This is a genomic window from Pseudomonas lini (assembly GCF_030812475.1).
Taxonomy (GTDB): domain Bacteria; phylum Pseudomonadota; class Gammaproteobacteria; order Pseudomonadales; family Pseudomonadaceae; genus Aquipseudomonas; species Aquipseudomonas lini_A.
On record NZ_JAUSSR010000028.1, the window covers coordinates 1 to 19,447 of the forward strand.

The 19,447-nt window shown below is 57.7% G+C and carries 13 protein-coding genes; 7 read left to right on the plus strand and 6 right to left on the minus strand.

The annotated features are described in order from the left end of the window. The 5 genes from J2W17_RS30890 to J2W17_RS30910 all read left to right on the plus strand — a co-directional run. Positions 1–2,507, plus strand: a 2,507-nt coding sequence (locus J2W17_RS30890) for an RHS repeat-associated core domain-containing protein (RefSeq protein ID WP_307344103.1), incomplete at its 5' end; no start/stop codon positions are given. Positions 2,508–2,722: 215 nt separating this feature from the next. After that, positions 2,723–3,265 (plus strand): fimbrial protein, encoded by a 543-nt coding sequence (locus tag J2W17_RS30895; RefSeq protein ID WP_307344105.1) that lies wholly within the window; start codon positions 2,723–2,725, stop codon positions 3,263–3,265. 103 nt (positions 3,266–3,368) lie between these two features. Next, the gene (locus J2W17_RS30900) at positions 3,369–4,124 is read left to right on the plus strand and encodes a fimbrial biogenesis chaperone (protein ID WP_307344107.1); all 756 of its coding nucleotides are present in this window, start codon (positions 3,369–3,371) and stop codon (positions 4,122–4,124) included. Positions 4,125–4,161: 37 nt separating this feature from the next. Beyond that, positions 4,162–6,675 carry a fimbria/pilus outer membrane usher protein gene (locus tag J2W17_RS30905; protein WP_307344109.1) on the plus strand — a complete coding sequence of 838 codons (2,514 nt, stop codon included), beginning with the start codon at positions 4,162–4,164 and terminating at the stop codon, positions 6,673–6,675. Positions 6,676–6,712: 37 nt separating this feature from the next. Then, a complete protein-coding gene (locus J2W17_RS30910) occupies positions 6,713–7,822 on the plus strand; it encodes a fimbrial protein (protein ID WP_307344111.1) in 1,110 nt (369 codons plus the stop codon). A gap of 40 nt (positions 7,823–7,862) precedes the next feature. On the opposite strand, the gene J2W17_RS30915 is transcribed toward J2W17_RS30910, so the two are convergent. The 6 genes from J2W17_RS30915 to J2W17_RS30940 form a co-directional block, all read right to left on the minus strand. Beyond that, on the minus strand, positions 7,863–9,383 hold the full coding sequence (locus J2W17_RS30915) for a hypothetical protein (protein WP_307344113.1): 1,521 nt from the start codon (positions 9,381–9,383) through the stop codon (positions 7,863–7,865). A gap of 206 nt (positions 9,384–9,589) precedes the next feature. Further along, entirely contained in the window at positions 9,590–11,743 is a 2,154-nt protein-coding gene (locus J2W17_RS30920) for an autotransporter outer membrane beta-barrel domain-containing protein (protein ID WP_307344115.1), read from the minus strand. Positions 11,744–12,041: 298 nt separating this feature from the next. After that, positions 12,042–14,033 (minus strand): hypothetical protein, encoded by a 1,992-nt coding sequence (locus tag J2W17_RS30925; protein ID WP_307344117.1) that lies wholly within the window; start codon positions 14,031–14,033, stop codon positions 12,042–12,044. Positions 14,034–14,276: 243 nt separating this feature from the next. Further along, positions 14,277–15,419: a glycerate kinase gene (locus J2W17_RS30930; RefSeq protein WP_307344119.1), complete on the minus strand. Its 1,143-nt coding sequence runs from the start codon at positions 15,417–15,419 to the stop codon at positions 14,277–14,279. Positions 15,420–15,646: 227 nt separating this feature from the next. Continuing rightward, positions 15,647–16,768, minus strand: a complete 1,122-nt coding sequence (locus J2W17_RS30935; protein ID WP_307344121.1) for a sugar diacid recognition domain-containing protein — start codon at positions 16,766–16,768, stop codon at positions 15,647–15,649. Continuing rightward, positions 16,761–17,087 carry a hypothetical protein gene (locus J2W17_RS30940; protein WP_307344123.1) on the minus strand — a complete coding sequence of 109 codons (327 nt, stop codon included), beginning with the start codon at positions 17,085–17,087 and terminating at the stop codon, positions 16,761–16,763. The genes J2W17_RS30935 and J2W17_RS30940 overlap by 8 nt, the downstream gene beginning before the upstream one ends. Here J2W17_RS30940 and J2W17_RS30945 point away from each other — a divergent pair. Together J2W17_RS30945 and rarD are read left to right on the plus strand one after the other, a co-directional pair. Further along, the gene (locus tag J2W17_RS30945; protein ID WP_307344125.1) at positions 17,086–18,099 is read left to right on the plus strand and encodes an aldo/keto reductase; all 1,014 of its coding nucleotides are present in this window, start codon (positions 17,086–17,088) and stop codon (positions 18,097–18,099) included. The two genes, J2W17_RS30940 and J2W17_RS30945, sit on opposite strands and share 2 nt — an antisense overlap. Before the next feature lie 323 nt (positions 18,100–18,422). Then, positions 18,423–19,304 carry an EamA family transporter RarD gene (gene rarD, locus J2W17_RS30950; protein WP_307344127.1) on the plus strand — a complete coding sequence of 294 codons (882 nt, stop codon included), beginning with the start codon at positions 18,423–18,425 and terminating at the stop codon, positions 19,302–19,304. The last annotated feature ends 143 nt before the right edge of the window (positions 19,305–19,447 follow it).

The following is a 19,447-nucleotide window of genomic DNA, read 5'->3' on the forward strand; positions in this document are numbered from 1 at the left end:
GAGACGATCCGAGCGATGACAAGGTCGTGCCGTACAGCGAGCACCTCTATCACTATGACGGCCTGGGACGTTCCGCCTATGAGTTCGATGCCCAGGGGTACAAGACAGCTTATGGGTATGACGCTTTTGGCCGTATGGTCAAGACAACGTTGCCCAATGACGATGTGATCGAGCGGACCTATGCGCCGCATAGCAGCAGCGAACTCCCCATCACGCTGAAGGTGACACCCATTGACTCACAGCAACCTCCCGTGATCGCTGGCGTTCAGGCGTTCGATGGCCTGGAACGGCTCACCCGACTCACCGTCGGCCCGCGTGTAGAGAAATATGAATACAACGCCAGTCAGCCGCGTGTCAGCAAACGGATTACCCCCGCGGAACAGAGTATCCAGTACATCTATGAACCGGGATTGCCAGAACAGCCCATCGCAGTCAACTCCCATGAGGGCGAAGAATCGATTTTTGGCTATGACGTCAAGACTGCCCGCCTGAATTCTTCGCAAAACAACCAGGGAAGCCATGGGTTCGATTACGACAGTGCGGCCAATTTAAGTGAACATCGCTGGGAGCTGGATGGCAAAACCTGGACTACCGCCTACAGCCACTCATTGAACGGGCGACAATTGGCACGCACGGATGTCAGCGATATCGCCTGTCAATACACGTATGGAAAATATACGGCGCGACTTGAAAATATCCTTCAGGGGAACCTGTTGGCCGAATTCGAATATGACCGTTGCGGCCGTGTGTACCGCACTGTCTGCACGGACACCAAAGCCGGGACAACATTGACCACCGAGCTGGAATTCGACGATCAGGGCCGCGAAATCCTGCGAACCTTGAAGGTGAGCGACAAGCCGACCCGGACAATCAGCCAGACCTGGCGAGCCGACGATCGACTGTCCACTCGCCACCTGAAAACAGACGATCAAAGCCTGCTCCTTGAAGAGTTTTTCTATGACGCGCGTGGTCGCCTGGATCTCCATATTTGTTCAGGGGATGAACTGCCCCGGGACCGTTACGGCAATGAGATCACCCAACAACTCTTCATCTTTGATGCCCTGGACAATATCCTGGAGTGCCAGACCCTTTTTAAAGATGACTCACTTGACCATGCCCGATTCACTTATGGGTCTGACGATTCCTGCCAGTTGAAAAGCGTCAACTACAGCCACCCTTGCTACATCCCACAGTGTGTTGAATTCAACTACGATTTGAACGGCAACATGCTCAACGACGAACTAGGCCAGCGCCTGCGCTATGACAGCCTGGGGCGTTTACTCGACGTCAGCCCTGCGCTGGGAGTTGCCATCGCTACCTGTCGCTACGACAGCCACAATCACCTCTTTGGCGTTACGCATTTGGGGGAAGAAACCCTGCGCTTTTATCAGAACGATCGCCTGAGCAATACCGTAAAAGGTGATATCCATCGGCAATATCTCTACAACAAGGATCAGCCGCTGGCTCGACAACAGTCAGGTGATGCCGGACAGACTTTGCTGTTCATGACCGACGGCAAACACAGTGTAGTGGGTGAATGCCAGGGAACCGAACTGCGCACCGCGACCTATAACGCCTATGGTGAACGCAGTGGCGACAGTTCAATGCAGAGTCTGTTGGCCTTCAACGGTGAATTCTGCGAGGAAACCGCCGGCTGGTACATGCTCGGCCGTGGCTATAGAGCCTATAATCCCATCCTGATGCGTTTCCACAGCCCGGACAACAAGAGCCCATTCGGTGCGGGTGGGATCAATCCATATCAGTACTGCCTGGGCGATCCGATTAACTTCAGTGATCCGACTGGACATAGTGCCGCTTGGGATGCTGCTGGAATTGGGTTTTCCACAATGTCCCTCTTTAGCGGCAACCCGTTGCTGATGTTCCTTGGAGTGGTAGGCATATTTGCCGGGCAAGCGGCGTTGACGGCGGGAATGATGGGCGATGAAAAAACCGCGAATGATGCGAGAACCATAGCGATGATTGCGGGGGTTGGAGAGATTGCGGTCAGCATATTGGGCCGAGGAAGTGCGAAAGCGGCTCAGAACATCTCACATCATTACACGACAAACATTAGTTACACTGGACCGCGCAGAGCCAGTGCGCCAGCGATCCTGGACGACGCTGGCCGAAGAAACAGTGTGCCAGCGGCCGTTTCCCAACAAGATTCAGGCAGAGCGTCTTCCCGGGTAAACCGTGGAACGCAAACAAAAAACATTGACCGAAGAAACAGTTCGCCAGCAGTCATGGGTGGGGGCTCGACCATTGAAAATCCACGGCAAACACAATTTAACGACGACGTGATGCGCCAGGAGCTTGCCAGTCAATCTGAGGTTGTTCATACAACTAACTCTGACGTTACAGTGACGGGAAGCACAACTGGAAAGACCCCGGATAGCCCGAATATAGAACTTTTAAAGTTTTACGCGCGAGTAAGGGATACGACTGCAAAAGGAACAGTTTCTAAGAAAGCCGCTGGACTTGCGCCCCTTTTGGATTTTCCATCATAGACCCACCACGAACCAGTGATTATGCTGTCTGGATGACAAAAACTTGGTATTACTCATCCAGACAGTCATTAACTGAGAGTTTTCTCATATCCCCCTCCCCCCCCCCTTCCTAAAATATCCCCGCCGAGACACCCCGACATATCCATCCATCAACTTTCAACGCCGCCCGGCGTTGTCTCGAGCATCTCAGCCGGGTACGTCAAGGACTGAACAACATGAAGAAATCTTTACTGGCCCTCTCCCTGGGTCTTGCGGCGAGCCTCGCCGGCACTTCGGCCTTCGCCAACACTGGCACGATCAACTTCGAAGGCATGATTACCAGCAGTACCTGCCGGGTCGACGTAATCAACCCTGGTGACGGCAGCCCCGGCAATCTGGTCAAAATGGTCGGGGTCGATGCCAAGGACTTCACCGCCGTTGGTCAAGAACTCGGTGGCAAAAGTTTCGACTTGCGTATCTACGGGGGCACCGATTGTGTTCTGGACCCCGACAACCCTAACGTCGCCACGGTGACTTTTTCCGGCCGTCCAGATGCCAGCACTAATTATTTTGCAGTCTCGGAAGCCGAAGGCGTTGCAATCGCACTGAGGGACGAAGCCGACAACTTGCTGGCTCCCGGCACGGAAAGCGACGAATACCCATTGAACGCTGACCGTTATACAGACCTGCGTTTCTTCGCCAAGTATCGCTCCACTGCAGCCTCAGTGATTGCAGGTGCGGCCTCGGCAGATATCCGGTTCAGCGTTGCCATCAACTGATCCACCCTTAGCCCCCGTCGAATACAACCCGCAACCGCTGACGGGGGCACTCAGACAATCGCTCAGGTACGTGTTCCACGTCCGGGTAAAAAGGTACTTCCCCATGTTCGGCTTGATCAAACAGGTTGTCGCGTGCCGGCCAGCCGTGGGCGCCTGCATGACCTTGTTCATGCTGGCGGCCCATATTCCCGCCAGTCAGGCGGCTCTGACCATCAGCAGTACGCGAGTAGTATTCCACAGCGACAAGCGCAGCATTTCATTAATCGTTGCCAATCCAAGCGACCGGCCGTTCGCCGTACAGACCTGGGTCAATACCGCAGCCGACGATACGACCACCGCTGTGCCGTTCATACCGTCTCCCCCTTTGTTTCGGCTCAATCCCGGCAAACAGCAGCAGGTGCAAATCAACGGATTGCCCAACCGCTTGCCATCGGATCGGGAGTCGGTCTTTTACTTCAATGTCCAGGAAATTCCGCAGGTCACAGCCGAAGAACGCAACGTACTCAATATCGCCCTGCGCACCCGGATCAAAGTGTTTTATCGACCCGCTCAACTAAAAGGCCATTCCATCAACCACCTCAAGAACCTGCAATGGTCTATCCGCCAGGTTGATGGTCAAGCGCAACTACAGGTCCACAACCCTTCCCCGTTCCATGTTTCCTTCAGTCGTGTCGATATAAGCGGCGACGGTCAGAGCCAAAGGTTGTCGCGCGCCGAGATGGTCGAGCCATTCGCCAGCCAGCGTTATGCCCTTGACGGAATCAAGGCGACTTCAGGCCTGCAAGTGGAATTCGCTGCGATCAACGACTACGGCGGCTACAGCACACCGATGCGCCTGCCGATCCAGCTGAGCCCTTGAAGGGCTGTCAATGGCCTTTTCCGTCAGGACTATGTTTATGACCCTATTCTCCGGACGTCGACTGGCGGCCATTCGCCTGCGGTTCGTCCAGCTATTCGTTCTCGGCAGCAGCACCGCCTTATTGGAAATCAAGCCCGCACACGCCGTCCCGGGCACCGAGTTTCAAGCCGGGTTCATGCGCCAGAGCCCAAACCACGCCAGCGATGCGGGTGCACTGGCCTTGGGCGCACTGACCAACAGCTCAGACCTTGGACCGGGGCGATATGCGGTCGATATCCAGATCAACTTTCGCTATTTCGGCCGCCGCGAAATAGATTTCGAACTCAGCCCCGAAGGCGATCGACTCCTGCCTTGCCTGTCGTCCGAACTGCTCGAGGAATTCGGCGTGCGGCTGGAGAGCCTGGCCGATCCGGCGCTGATGCAAAACGCCTGCGTCGATCTGAAGACGCTTATCCCCAGTGCCACCACCGAATTCCATGGCAGCGACTTGCGCCTCGATGTTTCGATCCCGCAAATCGCCATGCGGCGGGACATGATCGGCCAGGTTGACCCAGAACTGTGGGACTACGGCATCAATGCTGCCTTCGTCAATTACCAGACCTCGGCCCAACAAGGCAGGAGCAGCTACGCGGGCAACTCCAACAGCCAGGACCTGTACCTCAACAGCGGCGTGAACCTGGGACCCTGGCGCTTGCGGACCAACCAGAGCCTGCGCCAGGATGAACAGGGGCAGCGCAGCTGGAGCCGAGCCTACGCCTACGCCCAACGGGATCTGCCGAGGATGAATGCCAACCTGACCTTGGGCGAAACAACCACCCCGGGTGACGCGTTCAAATCATTGCCGCTCAAGGGCGTGATTATCCGTTCGGACCAAAGCATGCTGCCCGATGTCCTGCAAAACTATGCGCCGATCATCCGTGGCGTAGCGCTGAGCCGGGCCAAAGTCGAGGTGCTGCAGAACGGCTATCCGATCTACTCCACCTATGTCAGCGCCGGCCCTTACGAAATCGATGATCTGAGTACGGCCGGCGGCAGTGGCGAACTCGAGATCGTCGTGACCGAGGCCGACGGCCAGATCCGTCGTTTTACCCAACCCTACGCTACCCTGGGCAACCTCCTGCGCGACGGGACCTGGCGATACAGCGCCAGTGTCGGACGCTACAACTCGGCACACAATCTCGAAGACCCCCTGCTTTGGCAGGGAACCCTGGCCATGGGCATCGGCTGGGGCTCTACCCTGTACGGTGGCCTGATGGCCAGCGAGTTTTACCAAGCGGGCAACGCCGGCGTCGCCAAGGATTTCGGCGCCTTGGGGGCACTCTCATTCGACGTCACTCACTCCAGTGCCGAGGTCAATACTTCGGACTCCCTATCGACGCAGGGCATGAGCTACGCGATGAAGTACGGCAAGTCGTTTCAGAGCCGGACCAACCTGCGTTTCGCCGGGTATCGCTACTCGACGGAAGGCTACCGTGACTTCGACGAAGCCGTGCGCCAGCGCAGTCGCGATACCGCGTTTCACGGCAGCCGACGCAGTCGGCTGGAGGCATCGGTTTACCAGAATATCGGCACGCGGAGCGCCCTGGGCCTGACACTGTCTCAGGAAGATTACTGGCGCAGCGATTATGAACGCCGGCAATTTCAGTTCAACTTCAACACCTATCATCGGGGCGTCAGCTATAACCTGTTTGCCAGCCAATCACTCACAGACCGCGACAATGTCAGTGATCGACAACTGGGTCTGAGCGTTTCGATGCCTCTGGACTTCGGTAATTCGAGTACCGCAACCTTCGATTTGCTGAAAAGCGGCGATACATTCAGTCAGCGAGCCAGTCTCAGTGGCAACGTCGATGACAGCCGCCTCAGTTATCAGGCCTCTATGGCCCGCGATAATCAGCAACAGCAATCCGCCTCGCTCGCCGCAGTCTACCAGACACCCCACGGGAATCTGGGCGCGGGCCTGACCCAGGGCCGCGACTATCGCAGCGTCTCACTCAATGCCAGTGGTGCGATTCTGCTCCACGCCGACGGCCTCGAACTGGGCCCGTACCTGGGCGAAACGGCCGGACTGATCGAAGTTCCGGATATCGCCGGAATCGGCGTCGCCAATGCCGCCGGGGTGCGCACCAATGAACGCGGTTATGCGCTTGTGCCTTACCTGCGGCCGTATCGTACGAATCAGATTGCACTGGAGACTGACCAAATGGGTCCCGAAGTGGAAATCGACAATGGCGCGACCCAGGTCGTACCCCGGCGTGGCGCGGTGGTGAAAGCCAGTTTTACGGCGCGCAAGATCAGTCGACTGGTCATCACCGGGCGCACCGCGAACGGTCTTCCACTGCCGTTCGGGGCACAAATCAGCAACGCTCAGGGCGAGACCATCGGCGTCGTCGGTCAGGCGGGGCAAGTCATGCTGGCGACCAGTGCCGAGCCGCAACAACTTGAGGTGCGTTGGGGCGAAGAAGGTGAGCAGCGCTGCCAAATGAACATCGACCCTCAAACGATGGATCAGGCACAGGGTTATCGCCTGCAAGCAGTGACGTGTCTTTAGACCTGAGTAATATTCTCCTCATCCCCAGGAAAAAAACATGAACGCGACGATACGACATCTGACCGTCCTGACGGCCGTGGCTATCGGCCCCATGGCGCAGTCAGCTGTAGCTGCGTCGGACGAAACCAATGGTTGCCAATGGTCTCCCACGTCCGGCCTGATGACATTCAACGTTGATGTGGGCACAGTCTATGTACCACGAGATGCCCGGGTCGGGAGTCTGATCGGTACCTTCGAGAGGTTTGCCTTTACCAACAATCAAGAAGGCTTGAATCTCTCGTGCTTCAACGATGGCACCCCCCCCGGTCTTCGATTCGATACAAGTCCTGTCGCGCCGATTTTTTCAGGTACCTTGCCACCGATAAATGGCAAGGATGTTAACGGCAAGGTCATGGAAACGGGCGTCAACAACGGCATCGGCGCCCGCATCCTGTTAGGGTTCCCTTACTCGGGGGAATACAACAACGAATTCAAACCCATTGGGGATGCTGTCGTACCTTTTGCTGCTGAAGCTAACCACCGCGTTACTGGCTCGATCCCCCTGACTTCAATGAGTAGCTTCGTGACGCTGATCAAAATCGGGCCTATTCCCGTAGGGCCGCAGAGGTTCAGCAGCAGATTATTCAGCGGCAGCGTGACGGGGCTCAGCACGGTCTTTAACTACAATATCAGTGGCAACCTCATACAGTCGCAATGTAGCGTGCTGGGCAATCCGGTAAGTGCAAACCCTGTAGATTTGGGCACTTGGCCTGCGTCAGACTTTACTCACAAAGGCTACGGCACAACGCCCACACTCTTTGACATCACCCTGAGCGACTGCGAGTCGGATGCCGAATCAGACGGTAACATCGCCACGGCACACATTCGCCTGGACGGAGCGAAAGGTTCGGTGCCCGTTGGCGACGGAAGTGACGGGGTGTTCACATTGGGCGATGGCTCCGATGCACGCGGCATGGGCATTCAAATATTGCTTGATGACGGCGTAACTCCGGTTGCACTGGGCACCGACGTACCGTTAAGGAGGATCGAACCTTCCGGGACGACAAAATTGCCATTTAGCGCGCGGTTCTTTCAAACCGAAAACAGTGTCGATATTCAGGGTGGAGTAGCCAAGGGTTCGCTGGCCTTCACTGTTACCTATCAATGACCCTGCGCAAGCCCTGACAAGGGCTTGCGCCAACTGGATATCAGGCAACCAGCGTCACTTTCATCCAACGCAAATGCGGTGAAGCCGGGTTGGGCTCGGCATGCCCATACCAGGTCTGGCCGTTGTCGAAACTGATATAGGCTTTTACCGTTAGTTGCGTTCCAAGCTTGATGCAGGACAGGAATTCTGCATTCGGAATCAGTGCCTCACCCCGGGCGATACCCGCAATTGCCTGGGCTGGCGTTACCTCATGCTTATCCAGCGAAACATACCGGATAGTCCTCCCGCTTGAGTCTTCGATGCCTTCGATAAAAATCGAGATACGCTGCTGGGCCGCACTGAATGGCCAACGCCTGAGAGTGATACTGGCGCCTGCTGGTGGGACCTTATCCAGACTCAAAGGATAACCGTCCGCGCTTTCAGGCGCCGGCAACCTGTCAGCCGGATAGTTGAGAACGGTCAAGGTGTAGTTGGCGGATTCATGGGTTTTGTCGAGCTTATCCTTAAAGTGATAAACAACCGGTATAGCCTTGCCAAAATGTGGCGCCATATACTCTTTCGGAATTTTGTACTTCCATTCGTTGGCACTGATCGGTTCTGCGAGATAAGCACCCAGTTGACCTGCCACCGCCCATTGCACCTGGGGTATTTCGCCCGGGTAGAGCTCCGACGCCGGATTCAAAATGACGTTAACGCCGTCTGTTGCGTCGGTGGGTTCGAGTGTGCCCCTCACTGGCCAGCCCGTGCCCCAGGCTTCGACGACTTTCGCGGGAGGTAGACTACGCGGGCGAGGTTGAGCCTCGACGATCAGCATTTGCACTTGTGACTGGCCACTGGCGGGATTACCTGCACGATCGGTAATCGTATACCAGACGTATCGTTCACCGTCATGCTGACTGCGAATCCAGTCACCACCGATATCAATGAACAATGGCTGATCATAGTCCTGGGCATTCAGCTCCTTGGTGCCACCGACGATTGTTCCGGACAGGCTCCGGTCCCAGTACCAAGTGATGACGTCGCCCACCTTGGGTGTCGTATAAGCAGGGATATGAGCCCTTACCTTGTCTTCATCTTCAAGGTAGTAGGCGGTGAGCTGCAGGGGAGGAAGAATTTCAGCGGGAAACTGCAACTTGCTGGTCCCCGGCAAAATCGGTGAGCGGGTATCGATGGTAATGGTCACAGGGTCCGATTGCGCCGGATTATCCGGATCGCCGGACCAGTTCAGTGCGTCGTAACGCAAGACCAGCGCGCCTTGTCTATTTTCCAGTTTATCTATGGGGATATCGACGAACAGATCCTCAGGCTGGATGGGGTGTACCGTCCATAGTTTGTCGGCAACCTCGTCATCGTCCAGAAATAGACGGACACGTTCTGGAAACGTTACAGAGGGCAGCGAGTTCTGCCAGAGAGGAAAGGTGACCCTCAAAGGTTGAACCAGAGCGCTGACAGGTATGAGGTTGATGTCACCACCGTCTATATAGGGTAATGCAACCGGTACACGAGGCGCCACAAGCTTTCTGGTGTTTTCAGGGGATGTATCGGGTCCGGATTCAGGCATCGGTGTTCTCCCTCACGTGGAAGCGAAGAGGCCGAATGAACCAGGTACGCTGGCCTCTTGACGCAGTTGGCATGAATGGCCATTAAACGCTTGGGTGCCGACTTTCGATACTGACAGAATTGACAGTTGGAAGATAAAAACCAGCGTTTTTTCGGGGTTCGATTGCAACTTGAAGTCGCAATTGAACCCCTGGTGTTATCGCCCCGTTACCAGCTGTAGCGAACGCCGACGTTGGCTCCCCACGGTTGCTCGAGCTTGTCGCCGTTGCTGTAATCGAGGTCGACATGGATCGATACCTTGTCGGTGACCGTCATCGCCACGCCCGCCCCCAACTCGCCACGGCTACCGGACAGGTCATTGTTAAACGTGTTCCGGTTGACTTTGACCTGGTTGTTTTTTGCAAACTCATGGGCATAGGCGGCACGGATATACGGCTGCACCACGGTGCCCGCGCCCAGATCGAAATTGCGCCCGACCGTCGCACCGATTTTACCCAACAACGAGCGGGTGCGGTCGCCTTCGGCAGACAGGCCATTGTCCAGGTCGTAGTCCTGGCCCTGAACAATCACGCCCGACAGTTGCGTGTAAGGCTCGACAAAGTAGCCGTCGTCCAGCGTGATGTGTCGACCGAACTCCAGGGACGCGCCAACGCCATTGTTGTCATAGCTGCCTTTGGTTTTCTTGCCGTCGCTCAGCTGTACGTCCGACTTGTTCTGGAAGCGATTGAACTTGAGCACGCCGTCGACGTAGTAACCGCTTTGGCGATCCAGCCATGTGGTGTAAGCGCCAACGTAATAGCTGTTGACCGTGCCGTCAGTGCCACGACCCAGGTCCAGATCGGACTTGCTGTAACCGCCCAACAGGCCGACCAGCCACTGCCCGTCACCGACCGGCAATGGCGCGTCGGCACCGAACGACAGGCCTTGCTGGGTTTGCCGGTAGCTGACGCCGGCGCTGGCGCTCACATCGAATCTGTTGCCGTAGGCACGCATCCAGCCGCCGGCCTTGCCTTCATTCATTCGTACTTCGCCCATGCGGCTGCGCAGGGTACTGAGTTCGCCGTACCAGACGGTCGGTGCCGTGTTGAACAGTGCCAACACCGAACGGGTGCCGGGGCTGACGACGCGAGTGGTGGTGTCCAGGTACCAGTTGTTGCTGTCGCGTTGAATCAGATCGTAAGAGAACGCCCCCAGGTCCACCGCCCCGCCCAGCAGCGAAAAGCTGGCGTCACCGCTGCCGGCATGCACCACATGCAAGCTGCTGGTGGCGGTCGGGTCGGCGCCGCTGCTGCCGATCAACAGGCGGTGATTCCCGGTCGCAGTACCGGTCACGTCCAGGAAGTCGACATTGCCAGTGCTGAAGTCGGCATCCATGATGAAGGTGCCGTTACCTGACAGGGTGCCCATCGACAGGGTGTAAAACTCACTCGGATCACCGAGCTTGATTGCACCGCCGTCCATCGACAGCCTGGCGATATCGCCATCGCCCACCATCACCCAGGTGGCATCGCTGTTGACTGTCAGGTGTTCGACATTATCCAGGCGCCCAGTGAGGGTCGCAGAATTTTCCAGCTGCACCGTGCCGGCGCTACCGGCCTCGACCATTACATTCCCCGTCAGTACGCTGTTATTGACCAGCAAGTTGGCCGAGCCTCCGCCCTTGACTTCAAGCAGGGTGCCGTTGCTGCCTTCCAGGGTCGAGTTGTTGCGCACTTCGATATTGGCCGATGGCGTACTGATGTTGAAACCATCGACGAGGATTGCCGAACCGTTTTGCCCGATAACGCTCGACTGGTCGTCCAGTACCAATGTGCTGGGTGCCGATATCCCGGTATTGAACAGGATCAGCACCCCGTTCTTGCCACCCGTAATGGAGCTTTTGTCGCTGGCAGTGGCGTTACCGCTGGACATCAGTAGCCCGTAACCATCGGGGTTGGTACCGGTGAGGGAAGATCGCTCCAGATCCAACTGGCTACGACCATTGACCAGACCGCCGTTGCGCCCACCGGTGATGGTGCTGTCGAGCACCGACACCTTCGAGACGGTGCCGCCCACGCCGTCGCCCACGGACAATCCCGAAGCATTGGTGCCGGCGTTGATCAGGCTGGCGGTAATCTTCGCGGTGCTGCCGCTGACCCCGACGCCATCGTCAAAACCACTGCCCGTCACATGGCCGCGGTCAAGGTACAGGGTGGAACCGCTCCTGACCTGAATATCGAACGTGTGTGCGTCGGTGGCGGTCAGAGTAGCCCCGTTCTGCAAGTGGTAGCGATCGGCCGAGTTTCCCGAACCTATGGTTTCATTGGCATTGTCAATGACCCGCGCCATCACCTGCGGACTGACCAGCAGCAATGCGGCCATGGACATAAGGTTCATTGCACAAAACAGCCGACAACGAGCAAAGGGTTTTATCGAAAACATGAACAAGCCACCTCAATATTAATGTTTCACCAGAATGAGTTCGTTCATTTCCCACAACGAACCCAGCTCGAACCTACAAAGGCGGCGAATAATATTGAGATAAGGTTGTAGTGGATGTAGGACAAATCCCAAGCAGTGAGGGGTATTAATCCCTGGAATGGAAACGCCACTCACCCAGGTGCAAAAAAGGGGCGCCACTGCACCCCTTTTCGTCGCATCTAACAGCGGCGTCCTCAGATCAAGAGCGTTCTATCGGGCAAGTGCCTGTCCCTGACCCTGTCCCCAACGCTACGTTGAGCGTTGCGTCCGGTGAAGGTGATGTCACGCCGCTGACGGTGTAACTGACGATACCCCGGCCAACCTGATCCGACTCGCCGCCATACAACGGCAGAATTTTTGTAGCGTAAGGCCGCACGATCCAGTCCAGGCCGGTACGCACTTGTTCCGCAGTCAGGGGCGCAAAGGTGTACTCCAGATCGGTGCCCGCAATAGGATCGGCAGGAATAGCGCCGGTAGGATCGTAGCCTTTATGACCCTGCCACTTGACCGTGACCTCCACGTCTTTTTTCAGGTAGCGAGGGTTGGCCGGTATATGCACTTTGATCCCGAGGCCTTCAACCGGATCCCAATCCAACAAGTGACAAAACATGAAATCGTTGGCGGCCTTGTCCGGAAACTGTGCGGCATCGGGAACGATGGTATGGACATTCACCTCGACCGGCGTGGTTTTTGAGCGCTCTGCGTTGATAAAGCCGGGCCGGCGAAGCCAGTAAAACACTGGCAACGCCGGATCATTACTGCGTCCATCGATCACACTCCACGGGACTGGAATCTCCATCGGCATCCCCGCTGTCTCGGTGGTGATAGTGGTCACTGGCAACACCGGCACCCCACCCCATATCACGTGAATTTCATCACCCGCCACCGGTGGGTCGTAAAGCGTAAACAAGACATTGGCGTCTTTGTTCGCATCGGTCAGATTCAGTTCGTTTTCAAGGTCCGAGTCGCCCCGTACCTCCACCTCGCCCAGGTTGGGGTTGGTAATGTTCGGCCAATCGGGGTTGACCGGCCCTATCCTGGAAAAATCCACCTTGACTGAAATGCCAGGCGCACCGAAAGCCCTCGTTCCTCGACGGACTTCGTATTTCACCGGCGTTGGCTGTTCACCGGTTGCCTGGGTGTATTGGGCCTTTAAAACCTCCAGCGGTATCTTGATCCGGGTTTCAGCCCGGGGCACTACCGGATGCCCCTCCAGCTCCTGTGTTCCCCAGGTGACATAAATAAGATCGGATGTCTTGCCATTGTTCACCTCGGGGATTACTACTGCCACTTCTCGGCTGGCGGCATCGAGCTGATCGATCAAGCCGTCATCTTCTGCCAGAGGTACAGTGGGTGGATCCAAAGGTTCGACGGGGAACGCCCCGAGCGCAACGTTGCGCAACCGCATGTGGGACAAGCGGCTGGGGTTGCCGGCCTTGTCGAACAGCCGATAGGCACAGAAGGCCGGACCATCCGCAAGCAATGACAACGGGATTTCGAGTTTTCGATCTGGCGGGATAGCTACCGGTGACGGGGTAATCGGCACGATGTCCTCCGGATTGATCGGTTCGACTTTTTGCCAGCCGTAAGAGATCGTGTCCCCTGCCGCGTAATCGGGATAAGCGGGAATCTCGACAATCACTTTGTTGCCGTTGGCCGCCAGGTAGGCATCGTTGATTTCATTCGCGGCCAGGATGAATTCAGCAGGGTTAGCCAGATCGTAGGGCGGCGTTCGGTCGATACGCAGTGGCGAGGTCGTTGACTCACTGACGAATCCCGGGTCACTGAAGAGCTTCAACGACCATCTGAGATTGAATCGCCCCTGCATGTCTTTATCGAAAGGGTCAAGTGTGACCGGCTTGGGGAAATCGTCTCTATTTTGCGGGTAAGGAAACGATTGGTCCTTGAGTTTCTGAAAAGAACTCTCGCCCTCCCGCGCCCATTCAATCCGGACGGTGGAGTCCGCGCCGAGAAAAGGTGGAAGATTTTTCCATACCGGAATGTTGACGACTAATGGCAAGTCATTGCTCGAGGCTGGACGCAACCCTTCGGTATCTCCCGGGATCAGGCCATCCATGGTAAGGGGATCGAGCTCTTCGGGAGCTGCCGTTGCGTAGTCACGTTGGGCCATTCGTTCGCGTTCCGCCCAACGTACCCGCTCCGCGTTTTTCTGTTTGTCTGAACTTGCCATGTTCACTTCTCCCTTACCGTTCAAATTCAGCCATGACCCTCGCCATGGCTGTGAAAACCGTCTGGCAGTTCGACCCATTTGCGCACTGCATACGGCGCTTTATCGTTCTGCCGGGCCTGCGAAGCCTTGAACGAATTAGGCACGATATTTTAATGCTCCGATACTGTCAGAGTTGACAGGTGGCAACGTATACAGAGGGTTGGCAGGCGCGGGAGTCGCGCGATCTCTGTGGTGAAGAAACAGTCAGGTCCTGTGCGCGGCCATTCGCCAAACCCGCGCTATATCGCTCGCCCGTTCACGTAACAATCGCGGAGCCTCGGCACAGGCCTGGGCCAATGTCATCGGCCCGCTCGCCAGGGCGAACGCGGCATCGATGCCATGGGCATACAGTTGCTGATACCCCTCGCCCAGCGTGCCGGCAATGACGATGACCGGCACACCCTGTTGCCTGGCGATCCGCGCGACACCAAACGGCGTCTTTCCACGCAGCGTCTGCGCATCGAAACGCCCCTCGCCGGTGATCACCAGGTCGGCGTTTTTGACCGCTTCGGCCAGGCCGACCAGTTCGGCAACCACTTCAACGCCGGCTTGGAATTGTGCCCTCAGAAACGCCTTGGCGGCAAACCCCAGGCCGCCTGCCGCGCCGCTGCCGGGCTCGTCGCGCACCTCCGTTTTCAGGGTTTGGGCGCACAGGTCAGCGAAGTGTCCGAGGGCGCGATCCAGTTGCTTGACCTGGTCGGGCGCGGCTCCTTTTTGCGGGCCGAAAATCGCTGAGGCACCGTGGGGGCCGCACAGTGGATTGTCGACGTCGGCGGCGATGTCGAAACGCACTCCGGTCAGGCGAGGGTCGAGGTCAGTCATGTCGATGCGGGCCAGGTGTGCGAGCGCCAGACCGCCCGGGGCCAACGTCTTGTCATGTGCGTCGAGCAATTTCACGCCCAACGCCTGCATCGCTCCCGCGCCGCCATCGTTGGTGGCGCTGCCGCCAATCGCCAGGATCACCCGTTGTGCTCCGGCATCCAGTGCAGCGCGGATCAATTGCCCCGTGCCAAAGGTGCTGCTGGTACACGCGTCGCGCTGATCGACCGGCACCAACTGCAGCCCGCTGGCTTCGGCCATTTCGATGATTGCAGTGTGGCTGTGGGGCAGCCAGCCCCAGGCGGCATTGACGGGTGCGCCCAGCGGTCCGCGCACTTCGATCCGGCGCAGTTCGCCATCGCAAGCCGCCAGAACCGATTCAATCGTGCCCTCCCCGCCGTCGGCCATCGGGCATTTGAGCAGCTGAGCATCAGGCCAGACATCTGCCAGGCCCAGAGCAATGGCGTCGGCCACGCCTTGGGCGCTGAGGCTGTCTTTGAACGAATCGGGGGCGATGACGATTTTCATGGGTGTTCTCCAGTTCCAATGTCTTCATGCTGCCAGTTGGCATCGACAATAACGCCGGTCCGCAGCACAAATTACGATCGGGTTTGTTGTTCATTGTCACAAAACCCGTGCCCGTGTAGGAGCGAGCTTGCTCGCGATGGACGTCAACGATGACGCTTGCTGCCTGAATACCCGCGGCGACCTCGAGTTTTTCGCGAGCAAGCTCGCTCCTACAGGGGATGTGTCGTTTATGGTTTTGCGTCGGTGTCTGGCAATAGCTGAACGCCGAGATACAGCGCGAGCATGCCGTCCAGGCGCAAGGGGTCGACGCCGCTGAGTTCGGCGATGCGTTCCATCCGGTAGCGCAGGCTGTTGCGATGGATGCCCAGTGCATCGGCACAGGCCTGACTCTGGCCGTCGTGATCGCACCAGCTGCGCAAGGTCGCCAGCAGTTGGCCGTTACCGTCCCTGGCGATGACTTGGCGCAGGGGCTTGAGCAGTTCGTCCAGCGCATCTTCATCGCGATGACGCCAAAGCATTACCGGCAGTCGAAAGCGGTTCAACGTCAGCATACGGGTTCGGGGCACTACATCGCGCCCGTAGGCCAGCAAGTCTGATACCTGCCGATTACAACGACGCAAACCCGACACCCCATCACCCTGCCCGCCCACTGCAATGCGCAAAATATTCCAGCCGAGGCCGTCGAGCTTTTCCAGCAGCCGTTGGTTCTCGACTGCCTGGCTGGCCGGTCGGCACCACAGTAACGAAGACTTGGCCAAGCTCATGCACCAACTGTCCGGGTAGCGCGAGGTGAGCCAGGCGCTGAGCGCTTCGACGGTTTGTCCCGGCCCCTGTTCCCTACCCAACTCGAACAGATAGGGGACCCGGTTCATCTGTGGCTTGAGCCCCAATTGCTGTGCTTCGTCGATCAGTCGCGGCGAATCCCCGGCGTCGCCGAGCAGCAACGCCAGCAGGTCATCGCAACGCTGACGCCGCCATTGCTGATCGGCTTGTTGATTGCGCTGAGCCACCAGCATCTCGGCGGTCATGCGCACCAGCTCGGCATAGGTACGCAGTTGCTCGGGTTCGCCGGTGATACCGAGCACGCCGACCAGGCGCTGGTCGAGCAACAGCGGCAAATTGATGCCCGGCTGCACGCCCTTGAGGTGCATCGCGGTCTGGGCGTCGATCTCCACTACTCGAGCATTGGCCAGTACCAGTTGCGCGCCTTCATGGCGAGTATTGACCCGCTCCGGTTCACCGCTGCCGAGAATCAGTCCCTGGCTGTCCATGACGTTGACGTTGTACGGCAGGATGGCCATCGCCCGGTCGACGATGTCCTGGGCCAGATCGTGATCGAGTTCAAACATAACGGTGATCCTTGGAAGCGGGATGGGGCTGGCCGGAATCAGCCCGGAGATCAACGTTACCTTTGCTTTGCAAAAAATCATAATAAACAGCGCATCTGCCAGGGGTATTTAGCTGCCCCCCTGCAGGAGCCGGCTTGCCGGCGAAGACGTCGTCACATGAGAGAAAGTTGTCGCCAGGCACACCGCTTTCGCTGCGGTGCGGCGATCCGGCAAGCCAGCTCCCACAGTTTGATCTGCAATATTCGATTATTCCGTTTGCACCCGGTCGTTGTTCTGGTATTTGATTGAGCCTTTCCTCCTGATAAAAGGATTTCGTCATGAGCTATCGCACCTTGGGTCATTCTGGCCTGCAAGTATCGACCCTGACCCTGGGTACCATGATGTTCGGCGAACAGACCAGTACCGAGGATTCCCTGCGGATCATCGACAAGGCCTGGGACCAGGGCATCAATTTCATCGACACCGCCGACGTCTACACCAACGGCCGCTCCGAAGAAATCGTCGGCGAAGCCATCGCCAGTCGTCGTCAGGAATGGGTGCTCGCGACCAAGGTCGGTTTCGGCCCGGTGGACGGCGTGCCGAACCGCAGCGGCCTGAGCCGCAAGCACATGTTCAACGGAATCGACGCCAGCCTGACGCGCTTGGGCACCGACTATCTCGACATCTATTACCTGCACCGCGAAGACCACAATACGCCGCTGGAGGTCACGGTGTCGGCCATTGGCGACCTGATTCGCCAGGGCAAGATTCGCTACTGGGGGGTGTCGAACTACCGTGGCTGGCGCATCGCTGAAGTCATCCGCGTGGCGGATAAACTGGGCGTCGACCGGCCGGTGATCAGTCAGCCGTTGTACAACATCGTCAATCGCCAGGCCGAAACCGAGCAGATCACCGCTGCGCAAACGTATGGCCTGGGTGTAGTGCCTTACAGCCCGTTGGCTCGGGGAGTACTCAGCGGCAAGTACGCGCCCCATGTGAAGCCCGATGCCGACAGCCGGGCCGGCCGGGCCGACAAACGCATTCTGGAGACCGAATGGCGGGTGGAATCCTTGCGCATCGCCCAGCAGATCCAGGAGTACACCCAGGGCCGTGGCGTGGGGATTGTCGAGTTTGCGATCGCCTGGGTTCTAAACAACAGCGCGGTGACTTCGGCGATTGTCGGCCCGCGGACCGAGGAACAATGGGACGCCTACACCAAGGCACAGGCGGTGAAAATCACGGCGGAGGATGAGGCCTTTATCGATTCGCTGGTGACGCCGGGGCATGCGTCGACGCCAGGGTTCAATGATGTGAGCCATTTTGTGTCGGGCCGTAGACCCCTGCCCTTGTAGAAGCGAGCTTGCTCGCGAAAACCTCGAGAGCGCCGCGGGGTGTCAGGATTCCAGCGTTTTCGCTGACGACCTTCGCGAGCAAGCTTGCTCCTACAGGGGTTGTATGTCGATCATCCAACTATGCTCCAACCCAGATCCCCTGTAGGAGCTGGCTTGCCAGCGAAAGCGGTGGGCCAGTTTGCATCTCGGTACAGACAGACCGCTTTCGCTGGCAAGCTCGCTCCTACAATGATTGGGTCGATGTTGATTGATCGGTCAATATTCAGCGCGAAAACCACGTATCCTCTGCACCCCCGTTTCACGTTCAACCTCGCGAGGGCAGTTTGTCTAAAGGTATCGCTTTATCGGTCTCGGCCTCGGCGCTGTTTGCCGTCATGTATTACTACACCTCGCTGCTCTCTCCCTTGAGCGGCATGGAAATATTCGGCTGGCGCATGTTGCTGACCCTGCCCTGCATGACCGTGTTCATGGTGGTCTCCAACGAATGGGAACGGGTGAGCGCGCTGTTTCGGCGGCTGATCGGCCAGCCCATATTGCTCGCCGGCATTGCTCTTTCCGCAACGCTGCTCGGCCTGCAACTCTGGCTGTTCATGTGGGCTCCGCTCAACGGCTATAGCCTCGACGTGTCCCTTGGCTACTTCCTGTTACCGCTGTCCATGGTCCTGACCGGGCGGTTCGCCTATGGCGAGCGTTTGTCTTACCTTCAAAAGATCGCGGTGTTTTTTGCTTCCCTGGGCGTGCTCAACGAGCTGTATCAGGTGGGAGGTTTTTCCTGGGCAACCTTGTTGGTCGTCATCGGATATCCACTGTACTTCATCCTGCGCAAGCGCCTGGCGACCGACAACCTCGGCGGTCTGTGGATGGACATGGCCATGATGGTGCCGGTGGCGCTGTGGTTCGTTCAAGGCGGCGAACAGGGCTTCGGCGTCTTCAATCAGCATCCGTGGCTGTCGCTGCTGATCCCGTTGCTCGGGGTGATCAGTGCTTCCGCGCTGGTGGTTTACATCATCGCCAGCCGGTTGCTGCCGTTCAGCCTGTTCGGTTTGTTGAGCTATGTCGAACCGGTGCTGTTGCTCGGGGTGGCATTGTTGCTGGGGGAAAGTATCAAGCCCGAGGAATGGCTGACCTACATTCCGATCTGGCTGGCGGTGGTGGTGTTGGTGTTTGAAGGGTTCAAGCACATGGTCCGTAACCGCAGACCTTAGGGCCGCGCAACACCCCATGTGGGAGCGGGGGGGGGGGGGGGGGGGGGGGGGGGGGGGGAGTAGAAAATTATTTTATGGACCACCCACCCCCCCAACACCCGCGGCCCCAAACCATAATTTTTGAGAGACAAAAACAAAAACAC